Here is a 17,921-nt window from a genome sequence, read left to right on the forward strand (position 1 = left end):
CTCCTCGGCGAGCCGAACCATGTCCGGCTCCCTCACCGCTGGCAACGTCGTACTCTCAGACTCGTGCTCGCTCATGACGTGATGCTCCTTCGACCACGGACCCAGCCCGTGGCATCACGCCGATGCGGTTACACAAAATTCCTGACAGACCCAGCCCGGCCAATCCATGAGTAGTGACAGCGAGCGAGAAGCTGGCCTACTGAACCCGGATCCACCATCGGTGATTTCGTGAGCGGTGATTCTGATGGATCGTGGCGGGACTGGCTCGTGAGCGTGGCTGACCTGCCGGTCGGCTCCGGCTCTCCACTTCGATGTCCTCGGTCGTGCCCGCTGGGGCTGGGTGGTCAGGTTGTTGCGGTGACCAGTGGTCCGGTGGCGAGGGGTGCAGGGATTGCCAGTTTGGGGCCCAGGGCCAGTGGATCGGCAGATGCAGGTCGAGTCGGCGGGCGGTGGATGCGATCCGGCCGGGGACCTTGATGATCTTGCGACGCAGGGTGGCCCACCTGGCCTTGGCCAGGTCGGCGGCGACTGCGGCGGCGCGAGCGATGTTGAACGAGATCACCGCCAGGGCGACCCAGGCGGCGTTGGCGGTGTACGACCCGGACGGCAGGTGCGCCAGCGGCCCGTCCTTATCTACACCCGCACCGGCGACGCCGGGAGCACCCGCCTGGGCGGACATGAGCGAGACGGCCAAGACCGATCTCCGCCTCACGGCGTACGCCGACGTGGACGAGACGAATGCTCAGATCGGGGTGGCGGTGGCTACCGGCGCACTGGAGCCCGACGTGGTCACGGTGTTGACCCGGATCCAGAACGACCTCTTCGATGTCGGGGCCGACGTGTGCCGCCGTGCCGAGCGGTCGGCCTGGGCTGCGTACGCCGAGCACGCCGAGGTGATGAATCTGCTGGCGATCACCTACCTGAACCGGCTCTCGGATCTGCTCTTCATCCTGGCCAGGTATGCGAACCGCGAACAGGGCGACGTGCTGTGGGTGCCGGGCGGCGAGCGCGGCGAGTCGTAACGCCCGCGTCACCTCACAGCGCCGGGTCTCTGCCAAACTACGCCCCGTGGACCGCTTCTTCGGCATCAGCAATCAGGGATCGTCGTACCGGGTCGAGACGGTGGCCGGCACCACCACGTTCCTGGCGATGGCCTACATCCTGTTCGTGAATCCGAGCATTCTCAGCGCCACCGGGATGGACCCCCAGGCGCTCTTCGTCGCCACCGCACTGGCGGCCGCTCTCGGCACCCTGCTGATGGGTCTGCTGGCGAACTACCCGATCGCGCTGGCGCCGGGGATGGGCCTGAACGCGTTCTTCGCCTACACCGTGGTGCTGGGGATGGGGATCGAGTGGCAGACCGCACTGGTCGGCACCCTCGTCTCCGGGGCGCTGTTCCTGGTGCTGGCGCTGACCGGCTTGCGGCGGGTGATCATCGAGGCCATCCCGATGCATCTGAAGTTCGCCACCGCCTCGGGGATCGGGCTGTTCATCGCCTTCATCGGGTTGCGCAACGCGGGCATCGTGGTGCCGGACGAGAACACCACGGTGGCGCTGGGCGACCTGTCCCAGCGAGGCACTCTGGTGGCGGTCGCCGGGTTGCTGATCACTGCCGTGCTGGTGATCCGGGGTGTCCGCGGGGGCGTCTTCTACGGTCTGGTCGCCACCGCGGTGGTGGCGGTGTTGGCCGGCGTCGCCTCGGTGCCCAGCGGCCTGGTGGCGCCGGTGCCGAGCCTGGCCCCCACCTTCGGAGCGGTCTTCGACGGGTTCGGCGGCTTCTTCACCACCCAGATGCTGGTCGTGGTGCTGACCATGCTGTTCGTCGACTTCTTCGACACCTCGGGCACCCTGATCGCGGTGGCCAACCAGGCCGATCTCCTCGAGGACGGCAAGTTGCCCCGGGCGAACCGTGCCCTGGCCGCGGACTCCACCGCGACGATGGTCGGTGCGGTGCTGGGCACCTCGACCACCACGTCCTACATCGAGTCATCCGCCGGGGTCAGCGCCGGTGGCCGGACCGGCTTCACCTCGGTGGTGACGGCCGGCTGGTTCCTGCTCGCACTCTTCTTCTCACCGCTGCTGGACGTGGTCACCGCCGAAGTGACCGCGCCCGCGTTGATCATCGTCGGGGTGCTGATGGCCGCCTCCCTCGGCAAGATCGCCTGGACGGAGCTGGAGGTCGCGATCCCGGCGTTCGCCACCGTCATCGCGATGCCGTTGACCTACTCGATCGCCACCGGCATCGCCTGCGGCCTGCTGCTGCACCCGATCGCCATGATCGCCAAGGGACGCAGGCGTGAGGTGCATTGGTTGAACTACCTGCTGCTCGCGGTCGTGCTGGCCTACTTCATCTGGCTGCACTGACGGTTCCGCGCAGGCCGCCAGTCGATCGGAGACGCGAAGGCCCACGCTGGCACGGCCGGCTCGACCACCGGCGCCGGCTGGCGCCTGTGGAGAGGATTCCCTGCCTGTCGCTCCGACCTGTCACCATGGGTGGCACTCATGAACATCCTCAACTCGCTCTCCGATGAGGCGCTGCGCCGGTTCTTCGACGCAGCCTCGCTGGCCCGTGGCCAGGACTACGCGGCCCGCGGCCGGGTGCTGCAACCCGAGATCAGTGAGCTCGGCGCGGAGAACCTCTCGGTCACCGCGCGGGTGAAGGGGACCGAGCCACTCCCCTACCACGTGCAGTTGTACGCCGAGATGCCCAGCGGTGAGCTGTGGCTCACCACCATGTGCAGCTGCCCGGTGCGGATCGCCTGCAAGCACGGGGCCGCACTCGCGGTGACGCTGGGCCAGTCGTTCGCACCCCAGCCGGCACCACCGCGGGAGGACTGGAAGGAGCGGCTCGAGCACCTGATCGGTGAACTCGCCGAGCAGAGCCACCCCGACGACGACCTGCCGCCGCTGGCCCTGGAGTTCAAACTGGGCCAACGGCGGCCCTACTACGGCAGCGACGAGCAGTACCGGGTGCACCTGAGACCACTGCGCCGCGGTGCCCGAGGCCAGTGGGTGAAGGGCGGAGCCGACTGGCGGGACCTCCCGCACCTGCCCCGCAGCCACGGTCACCCACGCGCCCAGGTCGCCGCGCTGCTGGCGCTGCACCGGGCGATGAACTCCCAGTTCCAGTACTACTCGGCCGAACCCCATCTGGAAGAGTTCGGCGGCCGGGTGGTCGACCTGCTCCGCGACGTCCGCGACTCCGGCGTCGAGCTGTTGCCCCGTCGACCGCTGACCGAGCTACGGATCGTCGACGAGCCATTGCATCTGGCCACCGACCTGACCCGCACCGAGGACGGCACCACGGTCCGGCTCGGCCTCGTCCACGAGGACCGGCTCTGGTCCGGCGACGACGTACTCGCCATCGGCGACCACTCGGTCGGACTGCTCAGCGACGGCGCACTCCGGATCGCCCGCCTCGACCGACCGGTCAGCGCAGCCACCATGCGGTTCCTGCTCAGCACCCCGACCGTCGACGTGCCCGCGGACGCGCACGACCGGCTCGACGAAGTGCTCGCGCCGATGACCCGGCTGGTCGAGCTCCGCTCCCCCGACGGCTCGGTGCCGCTCCCCGAGCCGATCACCCCGACTCTGCTGCTCACCGTGACCTGGCACTCCTCCACCAAGGCCTCCCTGCGCTGGGAGTGGCGGTACGCCGGGCGACTGACCCGACTCACCTCCACCGACACCCTCGGGGGCCTGAGGGACCCGAACGCCGAACGGCGGATCAGCGACCAGGTGCCGATCGACCTGCTGCACCGCTCCACCGCCACCGACGGCGACGCCCTCGCGTTGGCCATCCACGACCTGCCGACACTGCGGGAGATGCCCGGGATCGAGGTGGTCGAGGACGAGCGACCCGACTTCCGCGAGTCGACCGACGACCCCGAGATCGCCTTCGCCGTCGCCGAGGAGAGCTCCGGCACCGACTGGCTCGACCTCGCGGTCATCATCACCGTCGAGGGGGAGCCGATCCCGCTCCCCGACGTCCTCGCCGCCCTCACCCTCGATCTGGAGTACCTGGTCCTTCCCAGCGGCCTCTACCTGCGCACCGACCGACCTGAGTTCGCCCAGCTCCGGGACGTCGTCAAGGCGGCCGAGGAGCTCAAGGAGTCGGAGGGAGACGGCGTCAGCGTCGGCCGGCACGACCTCGGGGTGTGGGCGCAACTGGCCGAGCTCGGCATCGTGGACAGCCAGGCCGCCGAATGGGTACGACGCGCCCAGGCGCTGCGCGACCTCACCGACATCGACCGACCGGACCCGGTCGGGATCACCGCCGAGCTCCGCAGCTACCAACTCGAAGGCTTCTGGTGGCTCAGCTTCCTCATCCAGCACGGCCTGGGCGGCATCCTCGCCGACGACATGGGCCTGGGCAAGACGCTGCAGGTGCTCGCCGCGATCGCGCACGCCACACACCACGGCGAACAGCGACCGTTCCTGGTGATAGCGCCGACCAGCGTGGTGACGGCCTGGGCGCACGAGTCGGCCCTGCACGCCCCGGGCCTGCGGGTGGCCGTGGCGACCCGCAAGTCCGACGACGTGGCCGCCCTGGCCGCCGACGCAGACGTCGTGGTCACCACCTATGCGCTGGCCCGACTGGCCGAGGAGCGCTACACCTGTCTGGAGTGGGCCGGTCTGATCCTCGACGAGGCCCAGCAGGTGAAGAACCACCAGTCCAAGACCTACGCGGCGATCCGCAAGATCGAGGCACCGTTCCGGCTGGCCGTGACCGGGACCCCGTTCGAGAACCGGCTGATGGAGCTGTGGGCGCTGCTGTCCCTGACCGTGCCCGGTCTCTACCCGTGGCCGGCCAAGTTCAAGGAGCACGTGGCCCGGCCGGTGGAGAAGACCGGCGACGAGGCGGCGCTGCGGAGGTTCCGCCAGCGGATCCGCCCGTTCCTGCTCCGCCGCACCAAGGAACTCGTCGCCGACGAGCTGCCCCCGAAGCAGGAGCAGATCCTCGACGTCACCCTGTCCCCACGACACCGCAAGATCTACGACACCCACCTGGCCAAGGAGCGCCAGAAGATCCTCGGACTCGTGGAGGACTTCGACCGCAACCGGGTGGCGATCTTCGCGGCACTCACCAAACTGCGTCAGCTCGCGCTGGACCCAGCGCTCGTCGACGCCGAGCACCACCGGGTCGGCTCAGCCAAGCTCGACGTGCTGGTCGACCATCTCGCCGAGATCACCGCGGAGGGCCACCAGGCGCTGGTGTTCAGCCAGTTCACCTCGTTCCTCGGCAGAGTCCGAGAGAGGCTCACCGCCGAGGGGGTGGCCACCACCTACCTGGACGGGGCCACCCGCGACCGCGGCGCGGTCATCGACCAGTTCCGACGCGGCGAGGCATCGGCGTTCCTGATCTCCCTCAAGGCCGGAGGGGTGGGTCTGACCCTGACCGAAGCCGACTACGTGTTCGTGCTGGATCCCTGGTGGAACCCCGCTGCCGAGGCCCAGGCTGTCGACCGCGCCCACCGCATCGGCCAGACCAAACACGTGCACGTCTACCGCCTGCTCAGCACCGACACGATCGAAGAGAAGGTGATGGAGCTCAAGGACCGCAAGGCCGAGCTCTTCGCCCAGGTGATGGACGGCGACCAGGCGATGAGCACCGGCATCGACGCCGACGACATTCGCGGCCTCTTCTCCGACTGAACCAGGCCGGTCGTCCGCGGCCGCCACCGCGTCAGCGCAGCGGCGCCTCGGTCCAGTTCGTGCCGGGAGGCCGGGCCTCCAGCCACGCCTGCAGGCCGAGCAGCGAGGAGCGGGTCAGCGCCAGCTCGACCGTCTCACCGGCGGTGGTGTGACACACGATCACCAGATGATCGGCGTACAGCGAGATCTGCTCACCGCCCACCCGCTCGCGGCGCCCCTGATAGATCAACTCCTTGCGCCCCCAGACCTTGGTCGGTCGGGGGTTCGGGGAGAAGACCCGGAACCACTCCAACCGATCACCGTGGTAGCGACCCACGCCGAGCACCCAACCACGGCCTGCCTTGGAGGAACGGACCCGGTGACTCAACTCGAAGGTGCCACCGTGGCGGGCCAGCAGCCGGCGGCGCACCACCAGGGTGACGGCGTAGCAGACGCAGAGCAGCAGCACGACGGCGACTGCATCGAGCAGCCACGCCCACCACGGCATCGCCCACCTCGCATCGATCTCTCGGGTCGTGCGACGAAGACTAACCGCACCCGCCCCGGACGCGAACCCGGGCCTCCACTTCAACGCAGGAAGCGCCCGCCCGGATCGCTCCGGACGGGCGCCTCCTCAGCGCTGCTTCAGGGGGTGAGACTCAGCGGGCGCGCTCGACAGCGCGGATCCGAGCCTCGGCCTGGCGGACCGCGGCGGTCGCCTCGTCATCGTTCTCGCCGGCGGCGTGGGCCCGCTCCAGTTCGGCGCGAGCCTGCTCCAGGTCGATGTCGTGCGAGAGGTCCGCACGCTCGGCCAGGATCGACACCCGGTTCTCAGCCACCGACAGGAAGCCCGCGTCCACAGCTGCGACCAGGGTCTCCTCGTCGGGGGTCTGGATGTCGACCACGCCAGAGATCATCAGCGACAGCATCGGGGCGTGGTTGGGCAGGATGCCCACATCGCCTTCGACGGTGCGCGCGATGACACGCTTCGCGTCCCCGGACCAGACCAGCCGGTCCGCGGCCACCAGTTCGACTCGAAGCGAAGCCATCACAGGCTCTTCTGGATGTCGGCCCAGTTGCGCTCCACGTCGTCCAGGCCACCACACATGAAGAAGGCCTGCTCAGCAACGTGGTCGTACTCACCGTCACAGATCTTGTTGAACGCCTCGATGGTGTCGGCCACCGGGACGGTCGAACCCTCGATGCCGGTGAACTGCTTGGCGACGTAGGTGTTCTGCGACAGGAAGCGCTGGATCCGGCGGGCCCGGTGCACCACGATCTTGTCCTCTTCGGACAGTTCGTCGACACCGAGGATCGCGATGATGTCCTGCAGCTCCTTGTTGCGCTGCAGGATCTGCTTCACCCGGATGGCGGTGTCGTAGTGGGTCTGGCCGATGTACTGCGGGTCCAGGATCCGCGAGGTCGAGGTGAGCGGGTCCACGGCCGGGTAGATACCCAGCGAGGCGATCTCACGCGACAGCTCGGTGGTGGCGTCCAGGTGCGCGAACGTGGTCGCCGGAGCCGGGTCGGTGTAGTCGTCCGCGGGCACGTAGATCGCCTGCATCGAGGTGATCGAGTGACCACGGGTCGAGGTGATCCGCTCCTGCAGCACACCCATCTCGTCCGCCAGGTTGGGCTGGTAGCCCACCGCCGACGGCATCCGGCCGAGCAGGGTCGAGACCTCGGAGCCGGCCTGGGTGAACCGGAAGATGTTGTCGATGAAGAGCAGCACGTCCTGCTTCTGCACGTCGCGGAAGTACTCCGCCATCGTCAGGGCGGACAGCGCGACCCGCAGGCGGGTGCCCGGCGGCTCGTCCATCTGACCGAAGACCAGGGCGACCTTGTCGAAGACGCCGGCCTCCTGCATCTCCACGATGAGGTCGTTGCCCTCACGGGTCCGCTCACCCACACCGGCGAACACGGACACACCTTCGTGGTCCTTCGCGACTCGGGCGATCATCTCCTGGATCAGCACGGTCTTGCCGACACCGGCACCACCGAAGAGGCCGATCTTGCCACCCAGCACGTACGGGGTGAGCAGGTCGATCACCTTGATGCCCGTCTCGAACATCTGGGTCTTGGACTCGAGCTGGTCGAAGGCCGGAGCCTTGCGGTGGATGCCCCACCGCTCGGAGGAGGCGAGCTCCTCGCCCTCCTCAAGGTTCAGGCAGTCACCGGTCGCGTTGAACACGCGACCCAGGGTGACGTCACCCACCGGAACCGTGATCGGGCTCCCGGTGTCGGTCACCTGAGCACCGCGGACCAGACCGTCGGTCGGCTTCAACGAGATGGCGCGAACCATCCCGTCGCCGATGTGCTGGGCGACCTCGAGGGTGATGGTCTGGGTCTCGCCACCGAGCTCCAGATCCACCTTCAGGGCGCTGTAGATGCCCGGCATCGTGTCGATCGGGAACTCGATGTCCACGACCGGCCCGATGACCCGGGAGATCCGGCCGATGCCGCCGGTGGCCGCGGCGTTCGTCTCTTCAACAGTGGCAGTCATGTCTTCTCACTCACTATTCGCTGGCGGCATCGGCAAGCGCGTTCACGCCACCGACGATCTCGCTGATTTCCTGGGTGATGCCGGCCTGGCGGGCCTGGTTGGCGATTCGCGTGTACTTCTTGATGAGTTCTTCAGCGTTGTCCGTCGCGGACTTCATCGCCTTCTGACGGGAGGCCAGCTCGGAAGCGGCCGCCTGCAGCAGACAGAAGTAGATCCGGCTCTGCACGTACTTGGGCAGCAGCGCGTCGAGAACCTCCCCGGCGTTCGGCTCGAACTCGTACAGGGGCAGCACCTCGGACTTCTCCGGAGGCTCGGTGCCCTCGACGATCTCCAGCGGAACCAGTCGGATCGTGTTGGGCTCCTGACGAAGCATCGACACGAACCGGGTGTAGACCACGTGGACCTCGTCGACACCGGGAGGCACGCCGGCCTCGGACGGCGCCGGGTCGGTGTTCAGGAACGCCTGGATCAGCGTCGCCCCGATGTCTGCGGCCACGTCGTAGGTCGGCTGGTCGGAGAAGCCGGACCACACCTGCACCACCGGGCGCTGGCGGAACCTGTAGTACGCCTCGCCCTTGCGGCCGGAGATGTACAGGTCGACGTCCTTGCCCTCACCCCGAAGCTTCTCAACGAGGCTCTCGGCCTCCTTGAGAACGCTCGAGGAGTAGGCCCCGGCCAGACCACGGTCGCTGGTGATCACCAGCACCGCGGCCCGCGTCGGGTTCTCCACCTCGGTGGTCAGCGCGTGGTCTTCGTTGGAGTACGTCGCCACCGCGGACACCGCCCGGGTCAACTCCCGGGAGTACGGCGCGGCGGCCTGCGCCCGCTGCTGCGCCTTGATGATGCGGGACGCAGCGATGAGCTCCATGGCGCGCGTGATCTTCTTCATCGACTCGGTCGACTTGATCCGCGCGCGGTACTCACGCAGCGATAGGGCCATGGGTCAGCCCCGCCTCTGCTTGACGATCTGCTCCTGCTCGATCGCCTCGTCCTCGAGCGCCTCGTGCTCTTCCTTGCCGGCCTTGATCGGCTGGCCGTCGGAAGTCTCGAACTGGCCCAGGAACGCGTCGTAGGCGACGCCCACCTGGTCCTCGGTGGAGTCCTCGAACTTCAGCGACTCGCGGATGCCGGCCAGGATGCCGGAGTGCGAGCGGCGCAGGAAGTCGAGGAACTCGGACTCGAAGCGGAGCACGTCCTCGGTCGGCACGATGTCGAGGCGACCACTGGTGCCCAGCCACAGCGACACCGTCATCTCCTCGACCGGGTACGGCGAGTACTGCGGCTGCCGCAGCAGCGCCATCAGCCGCTGGCCACGGGCCAACTGCTGACGCGAGGCCGCGTCCAGGTCGGAGGCGAACATCGCGAACGCCTCCATGGCGCGGAACTGGGCCAGGTCCACCTTGAGCGAACCGGTGACCTGCTTCATCGCCTTGGTCATCGCCGAGCCACCGACCCGGGAGACCGAGATACCGACGTCGATCGCGGGACGCTGGTTGGCGGCGAACAGGTCGGACTGCAAGAAGATCTGACCGTCGGTGATGGAGATGACGTTGGTCGGGATGAACGCCGACACGTCGTTGGCCTTCGTCTCGATGATCGGCAGGCCCGTCATCGAGCCGGCGCCCATCTCGTCGGAGAGCTTCGCGCAACGCTCGAGGAGCCGCGAGTGCAGGTAGAAGACGTCACCCGGGTACGCCTCGCGGCCCGGCGGGCGGCGCAGCAGCAGCGACACCGAGCGGTAGGCCTCGGCCTGCTTGGTCAGGTCGTCGAAGACGATGAGGACGTGCTTGCCGTCGTACATCCAGTGCTGGCCGATGGCCGAGCCGGTGTACGGGGCGAGGTACTTGAAGCCGGCCGCGTCGGAGGCGGGGGACGCCACGATGGTGGTGTACTCCAGCGCGCCGGCCTCCTCGAGGGCGCCACGCACCGAAGCGATCGTGGAGCCCTTCTGACCGATCGCCACGTAGATGCAGCGCACCTGCTTGGTCGGGTCGCCGGACTCCCAGTTCTGCTTCTGGTTGATGATCGTGTCGATCGCGATCGCGGTCTTGCCGGTGGCGCGGTCGCCGATGATCAGCTGACGCTGACCGCGGCCGATCGGGGTCATCGCGTCGATGGCCTTGATGCCGGTGGCCAGCGGCTCGTGCACCGACTTGCGCTGCATCACGTCCGGAGCCTGCAGCTCCAGGGCGCGGCGGCCCTCGATGCCGGTGATCTCACCCAGGCCGTCGATCGGCTTGCCCAGCGGGTCGACGACCCGGCCGAGGTAGCCCTCACCGACGGGCACGGAGAGGATCTCGCCGGTGCGGCGCACCGGCTGACCCTCCTCGACACCCTCGAAGTCACCGAGGATCACGACGCCGATCTCGCGGGTGTCCAGGTTCAGGGCGATGCCGAGCGTGCCGTCCTCGAACTCGAGCAGCTCGTTGGCCATCACCGATGGAAGTCCGGTGACCTTCGCGATGCCGTCAGCCGTCTCGGAGACGGTGCCGACCTCCTCCCGGCTGGCCGTCTCGGGCTGGTAGTCCGACACGAAGCGCTGAAGCGCGTCCCGGATCTCATCCGGACGGATGGTCAGCTCCGTCATTTCCTCATCCTCACTTCTTGGGCCTGGTAATGAATGTCTTGGGTTGCCGGTGCCGGGTCAGCCGGCCAGTCGCCGTCGGGCGTCGTCGAGTCTGGTGGAGACGGTGCCATCGATGACATCGTCTCCGACCTCCACCTTGATGCCGCCGACCACTCGCGGGTCGACCACCACATTGAGGTGCATCTGCCGCCCGTACTGGCGCGAGAGCGCAACTGCCAGCCTCTCGCTGTCCGCCTCGGACAGCGGCGTGGACACCACCACCGTGGCGACCTGCTGGTCACGCACGTGGGCCGCCACCTTGCCGTAGGCCTCGAGCGCGGCGGTCACGGTGCGGTACGAGCCGGAGAGTGCCTGATCGATGAGCGCCAGGGTGGCCGCCAGCACCTTGTCCGACAGCAGCCCCTCCATCAGGCTCCGCTTGTCGGCGGCCGTCCGCGACGGATCGGCGAGCGCATCGCGCAGCTCCGGGTGCTCCTTGATCGCCTGGCCGACCGAGAACAGTTCGTCCGACAGACGCGCCGGGTCCGAGGCCGACCGGACGACTGAAACGACACCCAATTGCTCGAGGGAGTCGGCCAGGTCACGGGTTGCCGTCCACCGTCGGCCGACAGCGTCGGCGACCAGGTCGGCTACTGCTGGGGAGACCCGGCTGTCAAGGACCCCGTGCACCAGGGCCGTCTTCGCCTCGGTCGCGACGGAGAGGTCGGTCGCCACCCGCCGCAGCGCCGGTTCGGTCCGGAGCAGGCCGGCGACTCCGAAGAGTTCCGTCCCGATCTGGGCTGCGTCACCGGCGGCGAGCACCGAGGGAAGCCCCTCGGTGAGCACCTTCAGTGCCTCGGCGGATGCGCCACGCATCAGTTGACCCCCTGCTCCAGATCGGCCAGGAAGCGCTCGACGACACGGCTCTGTCGGGCCTCGTCCTCCAGGCTCTCCCCGACGATCCGGCTGGCGAGTCCGGTAGCAAGGCTGCCGACCTCGGCCCGCAGCGAGGTGACCGCCTGCTGGCGCTCGGCCTCGATCTGCGCGTGCGCGTGCTCGACGATCCGGGCCGCATCGGTCTGCGCCTGCTCCCGCATCTCGGCGATGATCGCGGCGCCCTGCTCACGGGCCTCCTCGCGGATCCGGGCGGCCTCGTGTCGCGCGTCTCCCAACTGCTGCTCAAGTGCGGCGAGCTTGGCGTCCGCCTCGGCCTGCTTGGTCTCGGCAGCGGCCAGACCCCCCTCGATGGCTGCGGTCCGGTCGGCGTAGGCCTGCTCGAAGCGCGGCACCACGAACTTCCAGATCGCGAAGAGGAGGATGCCGAAGACGATCAGTCCGAGGATGATCTCGGAAAGCACCGGCATCAGCGGATCGTGCTCTTCACCGGCTGCCATAACGACATCAGTGATCATGGTGGAGTCTCCCTGTTCGGACCACTCGTGTGCGGAGAGGGTCGGTTCTAGAGCACGAAGGCGATGGCCAGGGTGATGATGAAGAGCGCCTCAGCCAGCACGAAGCCGAGGATCGCGCGACCGAAGAGCGTGTTCGCAGCTTCGGGCTGACGGGCGATCCCGCTGATCAGTGCGGCGAAGATCAGACCGATGGCCACGCCGGGGCCGATGGCCGACAGGCCGAGTCCGATGAGGTTGAGGTTGCCTTCCATGGCTTTTCCTTTCGTCTGCGACGTGGACGTCACGTCGCGGTTGGCGAAACTTGCGGGTGTCGAGTTGTGGTTCTGGGAGTCGGATCAGTGTTCGTCGGCCAGCGCCTCGCCGATGTACATCGACGAGAGCAGGGTGAACACGTAGGCCTGCAGGAACATCACGATCACTTCCAGGAAGCTCACCGCGATACCCAGCACGAACGCCAGCACGCCTGCGCCGGCGTACACGAAGTTGCCGGTGCCCAGCAGGTACCAGCCGCCGGTGGCGAAGAGCACCAACAGGATGTGGCCGGCGAACATGTTGCCGAACAGACGCAGCGTCAGGGTGGCCGGGCGCACGATGATGTTGGAGAGGAACTCCAACGGCACCAGCACCGGGGTGATCCACAGCGGGACGCCGGCGGGCACGGTGGCGTGCTTGAGGTAGCCCAGCGGGCCGTGCTTCCACATCCCGGCACCGATGTAGAGCAGCCAGGAGATGGCCGCCAGCGGGACGATGAACCCGATCCGCGAGAACGAGGGGAACTGGAGCAGCGGGATCAACGCGTAGTAGTTGTTGACCAGGATGAAGAGGAACAGCGCGAAGAGGTACGGCACGAACCGCATGAAGTGTGCGGAGCCGATGTTCTCGCGGGCGATCGAGTTGCGCACGAACCCGTAGACGGCCTCACCCGCGAACTGCAGGCGACCCGGCACCACCGCGGCGGGGCGGGACGAAAGCACCGTGAACGCGATGATCAGCACCGCTGACAGGCAGAGCAGCAACATCGGCTTGGTGACCTCGCCGAACACCGGCGGGAGGTTGAAGATCTCCGGACCAGGGGCGTGAAAACCCGAACCGCCAGCGGCCTTGATCGTGGCCGCTGCCATCGAAGCGGTGACGCTCACTCTCTCTCCTGCCTTAGCTCTGACTGCTGTGCTTGGCGGATATGCCACCGAACCGCGCGATGGTCATGTAGATCCCCAGGCCGGCTCCGACGAGCACCCCGATGGCCACCAGGAACGTGGTTCCCAGCCACCAATCGAGCGCCCAGCCGATCAGACCGTAGAACAGCACACCCGCAACGAGGTAGCCCAGGGCCTGCCATGGGCTGCCCGGAGGTGAGTCGCTGGAGTCTGCGGAAGGGGTCTGCTGCTGAGCCATCGCGCCCCGGACGATAGCAGGCCCGGCGGGTCATCGCGCACCCGCCTCGGGAAGGTCGAAGATCGGCACCCGGGAGCGCGTCGCCGAGGTGATCTGGACCGTCACCCAGACCAGCGTGCAGAGCACCAGCAGGGCGGCGAGCCAGGCCCGGTGGACGGTCCCGTCGTCGAGCACGCCGCTGCCTTCGAGCTGGACGAAGATCAGCGCCGCCAGCAACACCTGGGAGACGTAGGTGAGCAACGCCACCACCAGCGCCAGCGACGGCATCACTCGGGCGGCCACATAGACGACCAGGGCACCGACGACGAAGATGCCCCCGGCCATGGTGGCACCGATCCCGGCGCCCCACGCTGCGGGAGCGCCGACCAGCAGCGCACCGGTCACGGCCGCCAGAACACCCAGCACCAGGCAGGAAGCGCCCACCCAGACGGCGATCCGCAACTGCGGGTCGCCGACGGTGACGCCGACCGCTGACGCGGCCCGGGAGTCCTCCGTGGTCGACATGGGGTGGTTGGCCTCTTCCTCGACGGGGGTGCTCGTCATGACCGCGTGGGCGCGCGTGGCTCTGGCCGACCGCGCCACCGATCGCTTGTGAAAACTAGCACAAAGTCGGGGAGGGGTGAATATGGGGGCTACGCCTGCACCTCGGCGGTGAGCGTGGGCTCCTTGAGCCGCGGCAGCACGAAGGTGACCGTCACCGTCACGGCCGCCATCACGCCGAGCCCGGTCCACATCACCGGGCCGCTGTAGAGGCTCGCCGTCACCGCGCCGAAGGCGATCAGGCCCGCCCACATCCACATGATCAACACTGCCCGCCGTTGCGAGTGGCCGATCTCGAGAAGCCGGTGGTGGAGGTGCTGCTTGTCCGGCGCGAACGGTGACCGCCCCGCCCTGGTACGCCGGATCACCGCGAGCACCAGATCCGCCAGCGGCACGATCAGGATCAGCAGCGGCAGCGCCAGCGGGAGCACGATCGGCAGCAGGCTCGCCTCCGAGCCGGCCGCGCCGCGGGTCACGTCGGCGGCGGGGAACTGCCCGGTCAGGGTCACCGCCGCTCCGGAGAGCACCAACCCGATCAGCATCGACCCCGAGTCACCCATGAAGAGCCTCGCCGGATGGAAGTTGTGCACCATGAAGCCGCCGCAGGCGCCTGCCAGCGCCGCGCACAACAGCGCCCCGGTGATCGCCAGGGACTGCTCGTTGACCGCGGCCAACTGGTAACAGAAGAGGAAGAAGGCCACTGCACCGATGCCGACCACCCCGGCCGCCAACCCGTCCAGGCCGTCGACGAAGTTGACGGCGTTGACGGTGGCGGTGACCACGAAGACGGTGAGCAGTCCCCCCTGGGCGGCGTCCAGGGTGAGCACTCCGCCGCCGGCCTGGGGCAGGAAGTAGTACTGGACACCGAGGAGCACCAGCACTCCGGCGGCCAGGAGCTGTCCACCGAGCTTCATCAGGGCGTCGATGTCGAAGATGTCGTCGATCACCCCGACCAGGCAGATGATCGCCCCGGCCAGCAGCACCACCTTGGCCGGCCCGAAGACCCGCTCGCCGCCCAGCGACAGGAACGGCAGCTGGGTGGCCACCAGGTAGGCGGCCAGCAGGCCGCCGAGCATCGCCAGCCCGCCCAGGTACGGGATCGGTTCGTCGTGCACGTCCCGGTCCCGCACTCCGGCCACCGCCCCGGTGCGCAACGCGATCTCCCGGGCGATGACGGTCAACAGGTAGGTGACGACGGCGGCCACCAGGAAGACGAGCAGGTATTCACGCACCCGGGGCTCCGGGGTCGGCCTCATCGTCGAGTCGGATGTCGAAGCGGGCGAGTACGCCGTTGATCTCCTCCGACCCGATCGCTCCCGCACGCAGCACTCGCACCGTGTCGCTGGTGACGTCGAGGATGGTCGAGGCGACCCCTCCCGGGCTCGGTCCGTCGTCCACGATCACCTCCACGGCGTCGCCGAGCATCTCGTCGGCCGCGTCGGCTGTGGTCGCTGCCGGGTGCCCGGACAGGTTCGCCGAGCTCACCGCCAGCGGCCCGGTGCGCTCCAGCACTGCCAACGCCACGGGATGGTCGGGCATCCGGACCGCCACGGTGCCGCGGGTCTCCCCCAGGTCCCAGCGCAGCGAGGCCTGCTGGTGACAGACCAGGGTCAGCGGGCCGGGCCAGAACTCGTCGGCCAGCGCGCGCACCACGTCGGTGAGCCGGGTGGCCAGCGCATCCAGCGTGGCACTCGCCCCGATCAGCACCGGTGGCGGCATCTCTCGCCCCCGGCCCTTGGCTGCCAGCAGTCCGGCCACCGCATCGGGGTCGAAGGCATCGGCGGCGACGCCGTACACGGTGTCGGTGGGCAACACCACCAGCGTGCCCCCGCGGATCGCCTCCGTGGCGGCGGCCAGCGCGGCCTCGAGTTGCTGGTCGTCCCCGACCGGGTACCTGATCGCCATGGGGTCATCGTGCCAGTCGCGCCGTGGTGAACCGCGGACGACCGGCCAGATCGCGGTGGTCGCGGATCCGGGCCCAGTCCCCGGTGGCCGCGAAGACGCCGGGCACGGCGTCGCCCTGCTCGTCGGCGTGCTCCACGCCCACCACTCCCCCGCTGCTGAGCAGCAGGGCGGCCCGGCGAGCGATCACCCGGATCGCATCCAGGCCGTCGACCCCGGAGAAGAGCGCCATCGCCGGGTCGTGGTCGCGCGCCTCGGGAGCCACCGACGCCCACGCCTCCAAGGGGATGTACGGCGGGTTGGAGACCACCACGTGCACCTGCCCCGTCAACTCGTCGAAGGCCTCGGCCAGGTCACCGAGGCGCAGGTCGACCCCGGAGCCGGCCAGGTTGCGCTCCGCCCACGCATGCGCCTGCGGGTCCAGCTCCACGGCGTACACCTGCGCGCCGGGCACCTCGTGCGCCACCGACGCGGCAATGGCGCCGGAGCCGGTGCACAGGTCGACGACGATCGGCGTCAGCCCCTGGCGGTGCACCTGCTCGGCCGCATCGACCGCCCAGCCGGCCAGCAGCTCCGTCTCCGGCCGAGGCACGAAGACGCCGGGTCCGACGGCCAGTTCCAGGTAGCGGAAGCCGGCCACTCCGGTGAGGTGCTGGAGCGGCTCGCGGGCCGCCCGCCGCTGCACCAGCAGGTCGAGGGCCGATCGTTGCGCCTCGGTGACCTCGTCGACGAGCAGCAGTCCGCCCGTGCCGACGCCGAGGACATGGCTCAGCAACAGTTCGGCGTCGCGGTGGGCCGACGGTACGCCGGCCTCGTCGAGGCGGAGGGCAGCCTCACGGATCAGGTGTCGGGGGGTGGCCATGCTCAACCGCCGCACCCGACCGGGTCAGCCACCCGCCTGCTCCAGGGCCTCGAACCGGGCGGCGAGGTCAGCCTTGACGCAGGACTCCACGACGGCATCGAGGTCGCCGTCGAGGACCGTGTCGAGGTTGTAGGACTTGTAGCCGGTGCGGTGGTCGGAGATCCGGTTCTCGGGGAAGTTGTAGGTGCGGATCCGCTCCGAGCGATCCACGGTGCGCACCTGCAGCCGCCGGGCGTCGCTGGCCTCGGCCTGGGCGGCCTCGTTCGCTGCGGCGAGCAGTCGGGCACGCAGGATCCGCATCGCCTGCTCCCGGTTCTGCAGTTGGCTCTTCTCGTTCTGACAACTCACCACGATGCCGGTGGGCAGATGGGTGATCCGGACCGCCGAATCGGTGGTGTTCACGCTCTGGCCACCAGGGCCCGAGGAACGGAACACGTCGATGCGCAGGTCGTTGGGGTCGACCTCGACGTCGATCTGCTCGGCTTCGGGCATCACCAGGACGCCGGCTGCCGAGGTGTGCACCCGCCCCTGGGACTCGGTCACCGGCACCCGTTGCACCCGGTGCACGCCACCCTCGAACTTGAGCAGCGCGAAGGGGGCCTCCCCGGGACCTGGGGTCCCCTTGGCCTGCACGGCCACGGTGACCGACTTGTAGCCTCCGAGGTCGGACTCGGTGGCATCGAGCACCTCGGTGCGCCAGCCGCGTCGCTCCGCCCAGCGCAGGTACATCCGCAGCAGGTCGCCGGCGAACAGTGCCGACTCCTCACCGCCCTCACCCGACTTCACCTCGATGAGGGCGTCCTTGGCATCGGCCGGGTCGCGGGGCACCAGCATCTCGCGGAGTCGCTCCGCGACCTGCGCCCGCTCGACGTCGAGGCGCAGCGCCTCGGCGGCGAAGGAGTCGTCCTCGCCGCCGAGTTCGCGGGCGGCTTCGGCGTCGTCGCCGAGGCGGATCCATTCGCGCCAGGTGCGCACGATGGCCGAGACCTCGGCGTACCGCTGATTCAGGCGCTTCGCGAGCACCTGATCACCATGGGTGGTCGGGTCGGCGAGACGCTGCTCAAGCTCGGCAGCCTCGTCGACCAGACCGGCGACGGCCTCAAACAC

General features: G+C 68.7%; 17 protein-coding genes and 2 pseudogenes. 3 read left to right on the forward strand and 16 right to left on the reverse strand.

The genetic code is table 11. The features are described from left to right. Positions 1-391 precede the first annotated feature (391 nt). Positions 392-631: pseudogene (locus JKG67_RS19295) on the reverse strand (IS1380 family transposase); the annotation flags it as partial. On the opposite strand from JKG67_RS19295, the pseudogene JKG67_RS03770 reads away from it, so the two are divergent. From JKG67_RS03770 to JKG67_RS03780, 3 genes and pseudogenes are all read left to right on the forward strand, one after another. Beyond that, positions 632-1,022, forward strand: a pseudogene (locus JKG67_RS03770) (ATP:cob(I)alamin adenosyltransferase). Between the two features lie 46 nt (positions 1,023-1,068). Continuing rightward, positions 1,069-2,364, forward strand: a complete 1,296-nt coding sequence (locus tag JKG67_RS03775) for an NCS2 family permease (protein ID WP_307816419.1) — start codon at positions 1,069-1,071, stop codon at positions 2,362-2,364. A 138-nt stretch (positions 2,365-2,502) separates the two neighbouring features. Further along, a complete protein-coding gene (locus tag JKG67_RS03780) occupies positions 2,503-5,655 on the forward strand; it encodes a DEAD/DEAH box helicase (protein ID WP_203335959.1) in 3,153 nt (1,050 codons plus the stop codon). A 31-nt stretch (positions 5,656-5,686) separates the two neighbouring features. Here the strand turns inward: JKG67_RS03780 and JKG67_RS03785 are convergent, their stop codons facing one another. The 15 genes from JKG67_RS03785 to prfA form a co-directional block, all read right to left on the reverse strand. Beyond that, positions 5,687-6,142: a DUF2550 domain-containing protein gene (locus JKG67_RS03785; protein WP_203335960.1), complete on the reverse strand. Its 456-nt coding sequence runs from the start codon at positions 6,140-6,142 to the stop codon at positions 5,687-5,689. Positions 6,143-6,293: 151 nt separating this feature from the next. Continuing rightward, entirely contained in the window at positions 6,294-6,683 is a 390-nt protein-coding gene (locus JKG67_RS03790; RefSeq protein ID WP_238997962.1) for a F0F1 ATP synthase subunit epsilon, read from the reverse strand. Next, positions 6,683-8,137, reverse strand: coding sequence for a F0F1 ATP synthase subunit beta (gene atpD, locus JKG67_RS03795; protein ID WP_203335962.1), 1,455 nt, complete (start codon positions 8,135-8,137; stop codon positions 6,683-6,685). The genes JKG67_RS03790 and atpD overlap by 1 nt, the downstream gene beginning before the upstream one ends. A gap of 13 nt (positions 8,138-8,150) precedes the next feature. Further along, a complete protein-coding gene (locus JKG67_RS03800) occupies positions 8,151-9,077 on the reverse strand; it encodes a F0F1 ATP synthase subunit gamma (RefSeq protein WP_203335963.1) in 927 nt (308 codons plus the stop codon). 3 nt (positions 9,078-9,080) lie between these two features. Continuing rightward, a complete protein-coding gene (gene atpA, locus JKG67_RS03805; protein ID WP_203335964.1) occupies positions 9,081-10,724 on the reverse strand; it encodes a F0F1 ATP synthase subunit alpha in 1,644 nt (547 codons plus the stop codon). A 57-nt stretch (positions 10,725-10,781) separates the two neighbouring features. Then, entirely contained in the window at positions 10,782-11,579 is a 798-nt protein-coding gene (locus tag JKG67_RS03810; protein ID WP_203335965.1) for a F0F1 ATP synthase subunit delta, read from the reverse strand. Continuing rightward, a complete protein-coding gene (locus tag JKG67_RS03815) occupies positions 11,579-12,115 on the reverse strand; it encodes a F0F1 ATP synthase subunit B (RefSeq protein WP_203335966.1) in 537 nt (178 codons plus the stop codon). The genes JKG67_RS03810 and JKG67_RS03815 overlap by 1 nt, the downstream gene beginning before the upstream one ends. Before the next feature lie 47 nt (positions 12,116-12,162). Then, positions 12,163-12,366 carry an ATP synthase F0 subunit C gene (locus tag JKG67_RS03820; RefSeq protein WP_203335967.1) on the reverse strand — a complete coding sequence of 68 codons (204 nt, stop codon included), beginning with the start codon at positions 12,364-12,366 and terminating at the stop codon, positions 12,163-12,165. Positions 12,367-12,450: 84 nt separating this feature from the next. After that, a complete protein-coding gene (gene atpB, locus JKG67_RS03825) occupies positions 12,451-13,254 on the reverse strand; it encodes a F0F1 ATP synthase subunit A (RefSeq protein ID WP_307816420.1) in 804 nt (267 codons plus the stop codon). Positions 13,255-13,267: 13 nt separating this feature from the next. Beyond that, positions 13,268-13,510 (reverse strand): AtpZ/AtpI family protein, encoded by a 243-nt coding sequence (locus JKG67_RS03830; protein WP_203335968.1) that lies wholly within the window; start codon positions 13,508-13,510, stop codon positions 13,268-13,270. 30 nt (positions 13,511-13,540) lie between these two features. Further along, positions 13,541-14,053, reverse strand: coding sequence for a hypothetical protein (locus JKG67_RS03835; protein ID WP_203335969.1), 513 nt, complete (start codon positions 14,051-14,053; stop codon positions 13,541-13,543). A gap of 89 nt (positions 14,054-14,142) precedes the next feature. Further along, entirely contained in the window at positions 14,143-15,282 is a 1,140-nt protein-coding gene (locus JKG67_RS03840; protein WP_203335970.1) for a glycosyltransferase family 4 protein, read from the reverse strand. After that, positions 15,275-15,955 (reverse strand): L-threonylcarbamoyladenylate synthase, encoded by a 681-nt coding sequence (locus JKG67_RS03845; RefSeq protein ID WP_203335971.1) that lies wholly within the window; start codon positions 15,953-15,955, stop codon positions 15,275-15,277. Before JKG67_RS03845 ends, JKG67_RS03840 begins: the two co-directional genes overlap by 8 nt. Before the next feature lie 4 nt (positions 15,956-15,959). Then, positions 15,960-16,814 (reverse strand): peptide chain release factor N(5)-glutamine methyltransferase, encoded by an 855-nt coding sequence (gene prmC / locus JKG67_RS03850; RefSeq protein WP_203335972.1) that lies wholly within the window; start codon positions 16,812-16,814, stop codon positions 15,960-15,962. 24 nt (positions 16,815-16,838) lie between these two features. Continuing rightward, positions 16,839-17,921, reverse strand: coding sequence for a peptide chain release factor 1 (gene prfA, locus JKG67_RS03855; RefSeq protein ID WP_203335973.1), 1,083 nt, complete (start codon positions 17,919-17,921; stop codon positions 16,839-16,841).

The organism is Nocardioides limicola (assembly GCF_016827675.1).
Lineage (GTDB): Bacteria > Actinomycetota > Actinomycetes > Propionibacteriales > Nocardioidaceae > Nocardioides > Nocardioides limicola.

What these genes read in the sequence shown, in the direction of transcription:
- JKG67_RS03780 (WP_203335959.1), top strand. Translation starts at nt 2,503, where the DNA reads ATGAACATCCTCAACTCGCTCTCCGATGAGGCGCTGCGCCGGTTCTTC.
- JKG67_RS03785 (WP_203335960.1), bottom strand. Translation starts at nt 6,142, where the DNA reads ATGCCGTGGTGGGCGTGGCTGCTCGATGCAGTCGCCGTCGTGCTGCTG.
- JKG67_RS03790 (WP_238997962.1), bottom strand. Translation starts at nt 6,683, where the DNA reads ATGGCTTCGCTTCGAGTCGAACTGGTGGCCGCGGACCGGCTGGTCTGG.
- atpD (WP_203335962.1), bottom strand. Translation starts at nt 8,137, where the DNA reads ATGACTGCCACTGTTGAAGAGACGAACGCCGCGGCCACCGGCGGCATC.
- JKG67_RS03800 (WP_203335963.1), bottom strand. Translation starts at nt 9,077, where the DNA reads ATGGCCCTATCGCTGCGTGAGTACCGCGCGCGGATCAAGTCGACCGAG.
- atpA (WP_203335964.1), bottom strand. Translation starts at nt 10,724, where the DNA reads ATGACGGAGCTGACCATCCGTCCGGATGAGATCCGGGACGCGCTTCAG.
- JKG67_RS03810 (WP_203335965.1), bottom strand. Translation starts at nt 11,579, where the DNA reads ATGCGTGGCGCATCCGCCGAGGCACTGAAGGTGCTCACCGAGGGGCTT.
- JKG67_RS03815 (WP_203335966.1), bottom strand. Translation starts at nt 12,115, where the DNA reads ATGATCACTGATGTCGTTATGGCAGCCGGTGAAGAGCACGATCCGCTG.
- JKG67_RS03820 (WP_203335967.1), bottom strand. Translation starts at nt 12,366, where the DNA reads ATGGAAGGCAACCTCAACCTCATCGGACTCGGCCTGTCGGCCATCGGC.
- JKG67_RS03830 (WP_203335968.1), bottom strand. Translation starts at nt 13,510, where the DNA reads ATGGCTCAGCAGCAGACCCCTTCCGCAGACTCCAGCGACTCACCTCCG.
- JKG67_RS03835 (WP_203335969.1), bottom strand. Translation starts at nt 14,053, where the DNA reads ATGACGAGCACCCCCGTCGAGGAAGAGGCCAACCACCCCATGTCGACC.
- JKG67_RS03845 (WP_203335971.1), bottom strand. Translation starts at nt 15,955, where the DNA reads ATGGCGATCAGGTACCCGGTCGGGGACGACCAGCAACTCGAGGCCGCG.
- prmC (WP_203335972.1), bottom strand. Translation starts at nt 16,814, where the DNA reads ATGGCCACCCCCCGACACCTGATCCGTGAGGCTGCCCTCCGCCTCGAC.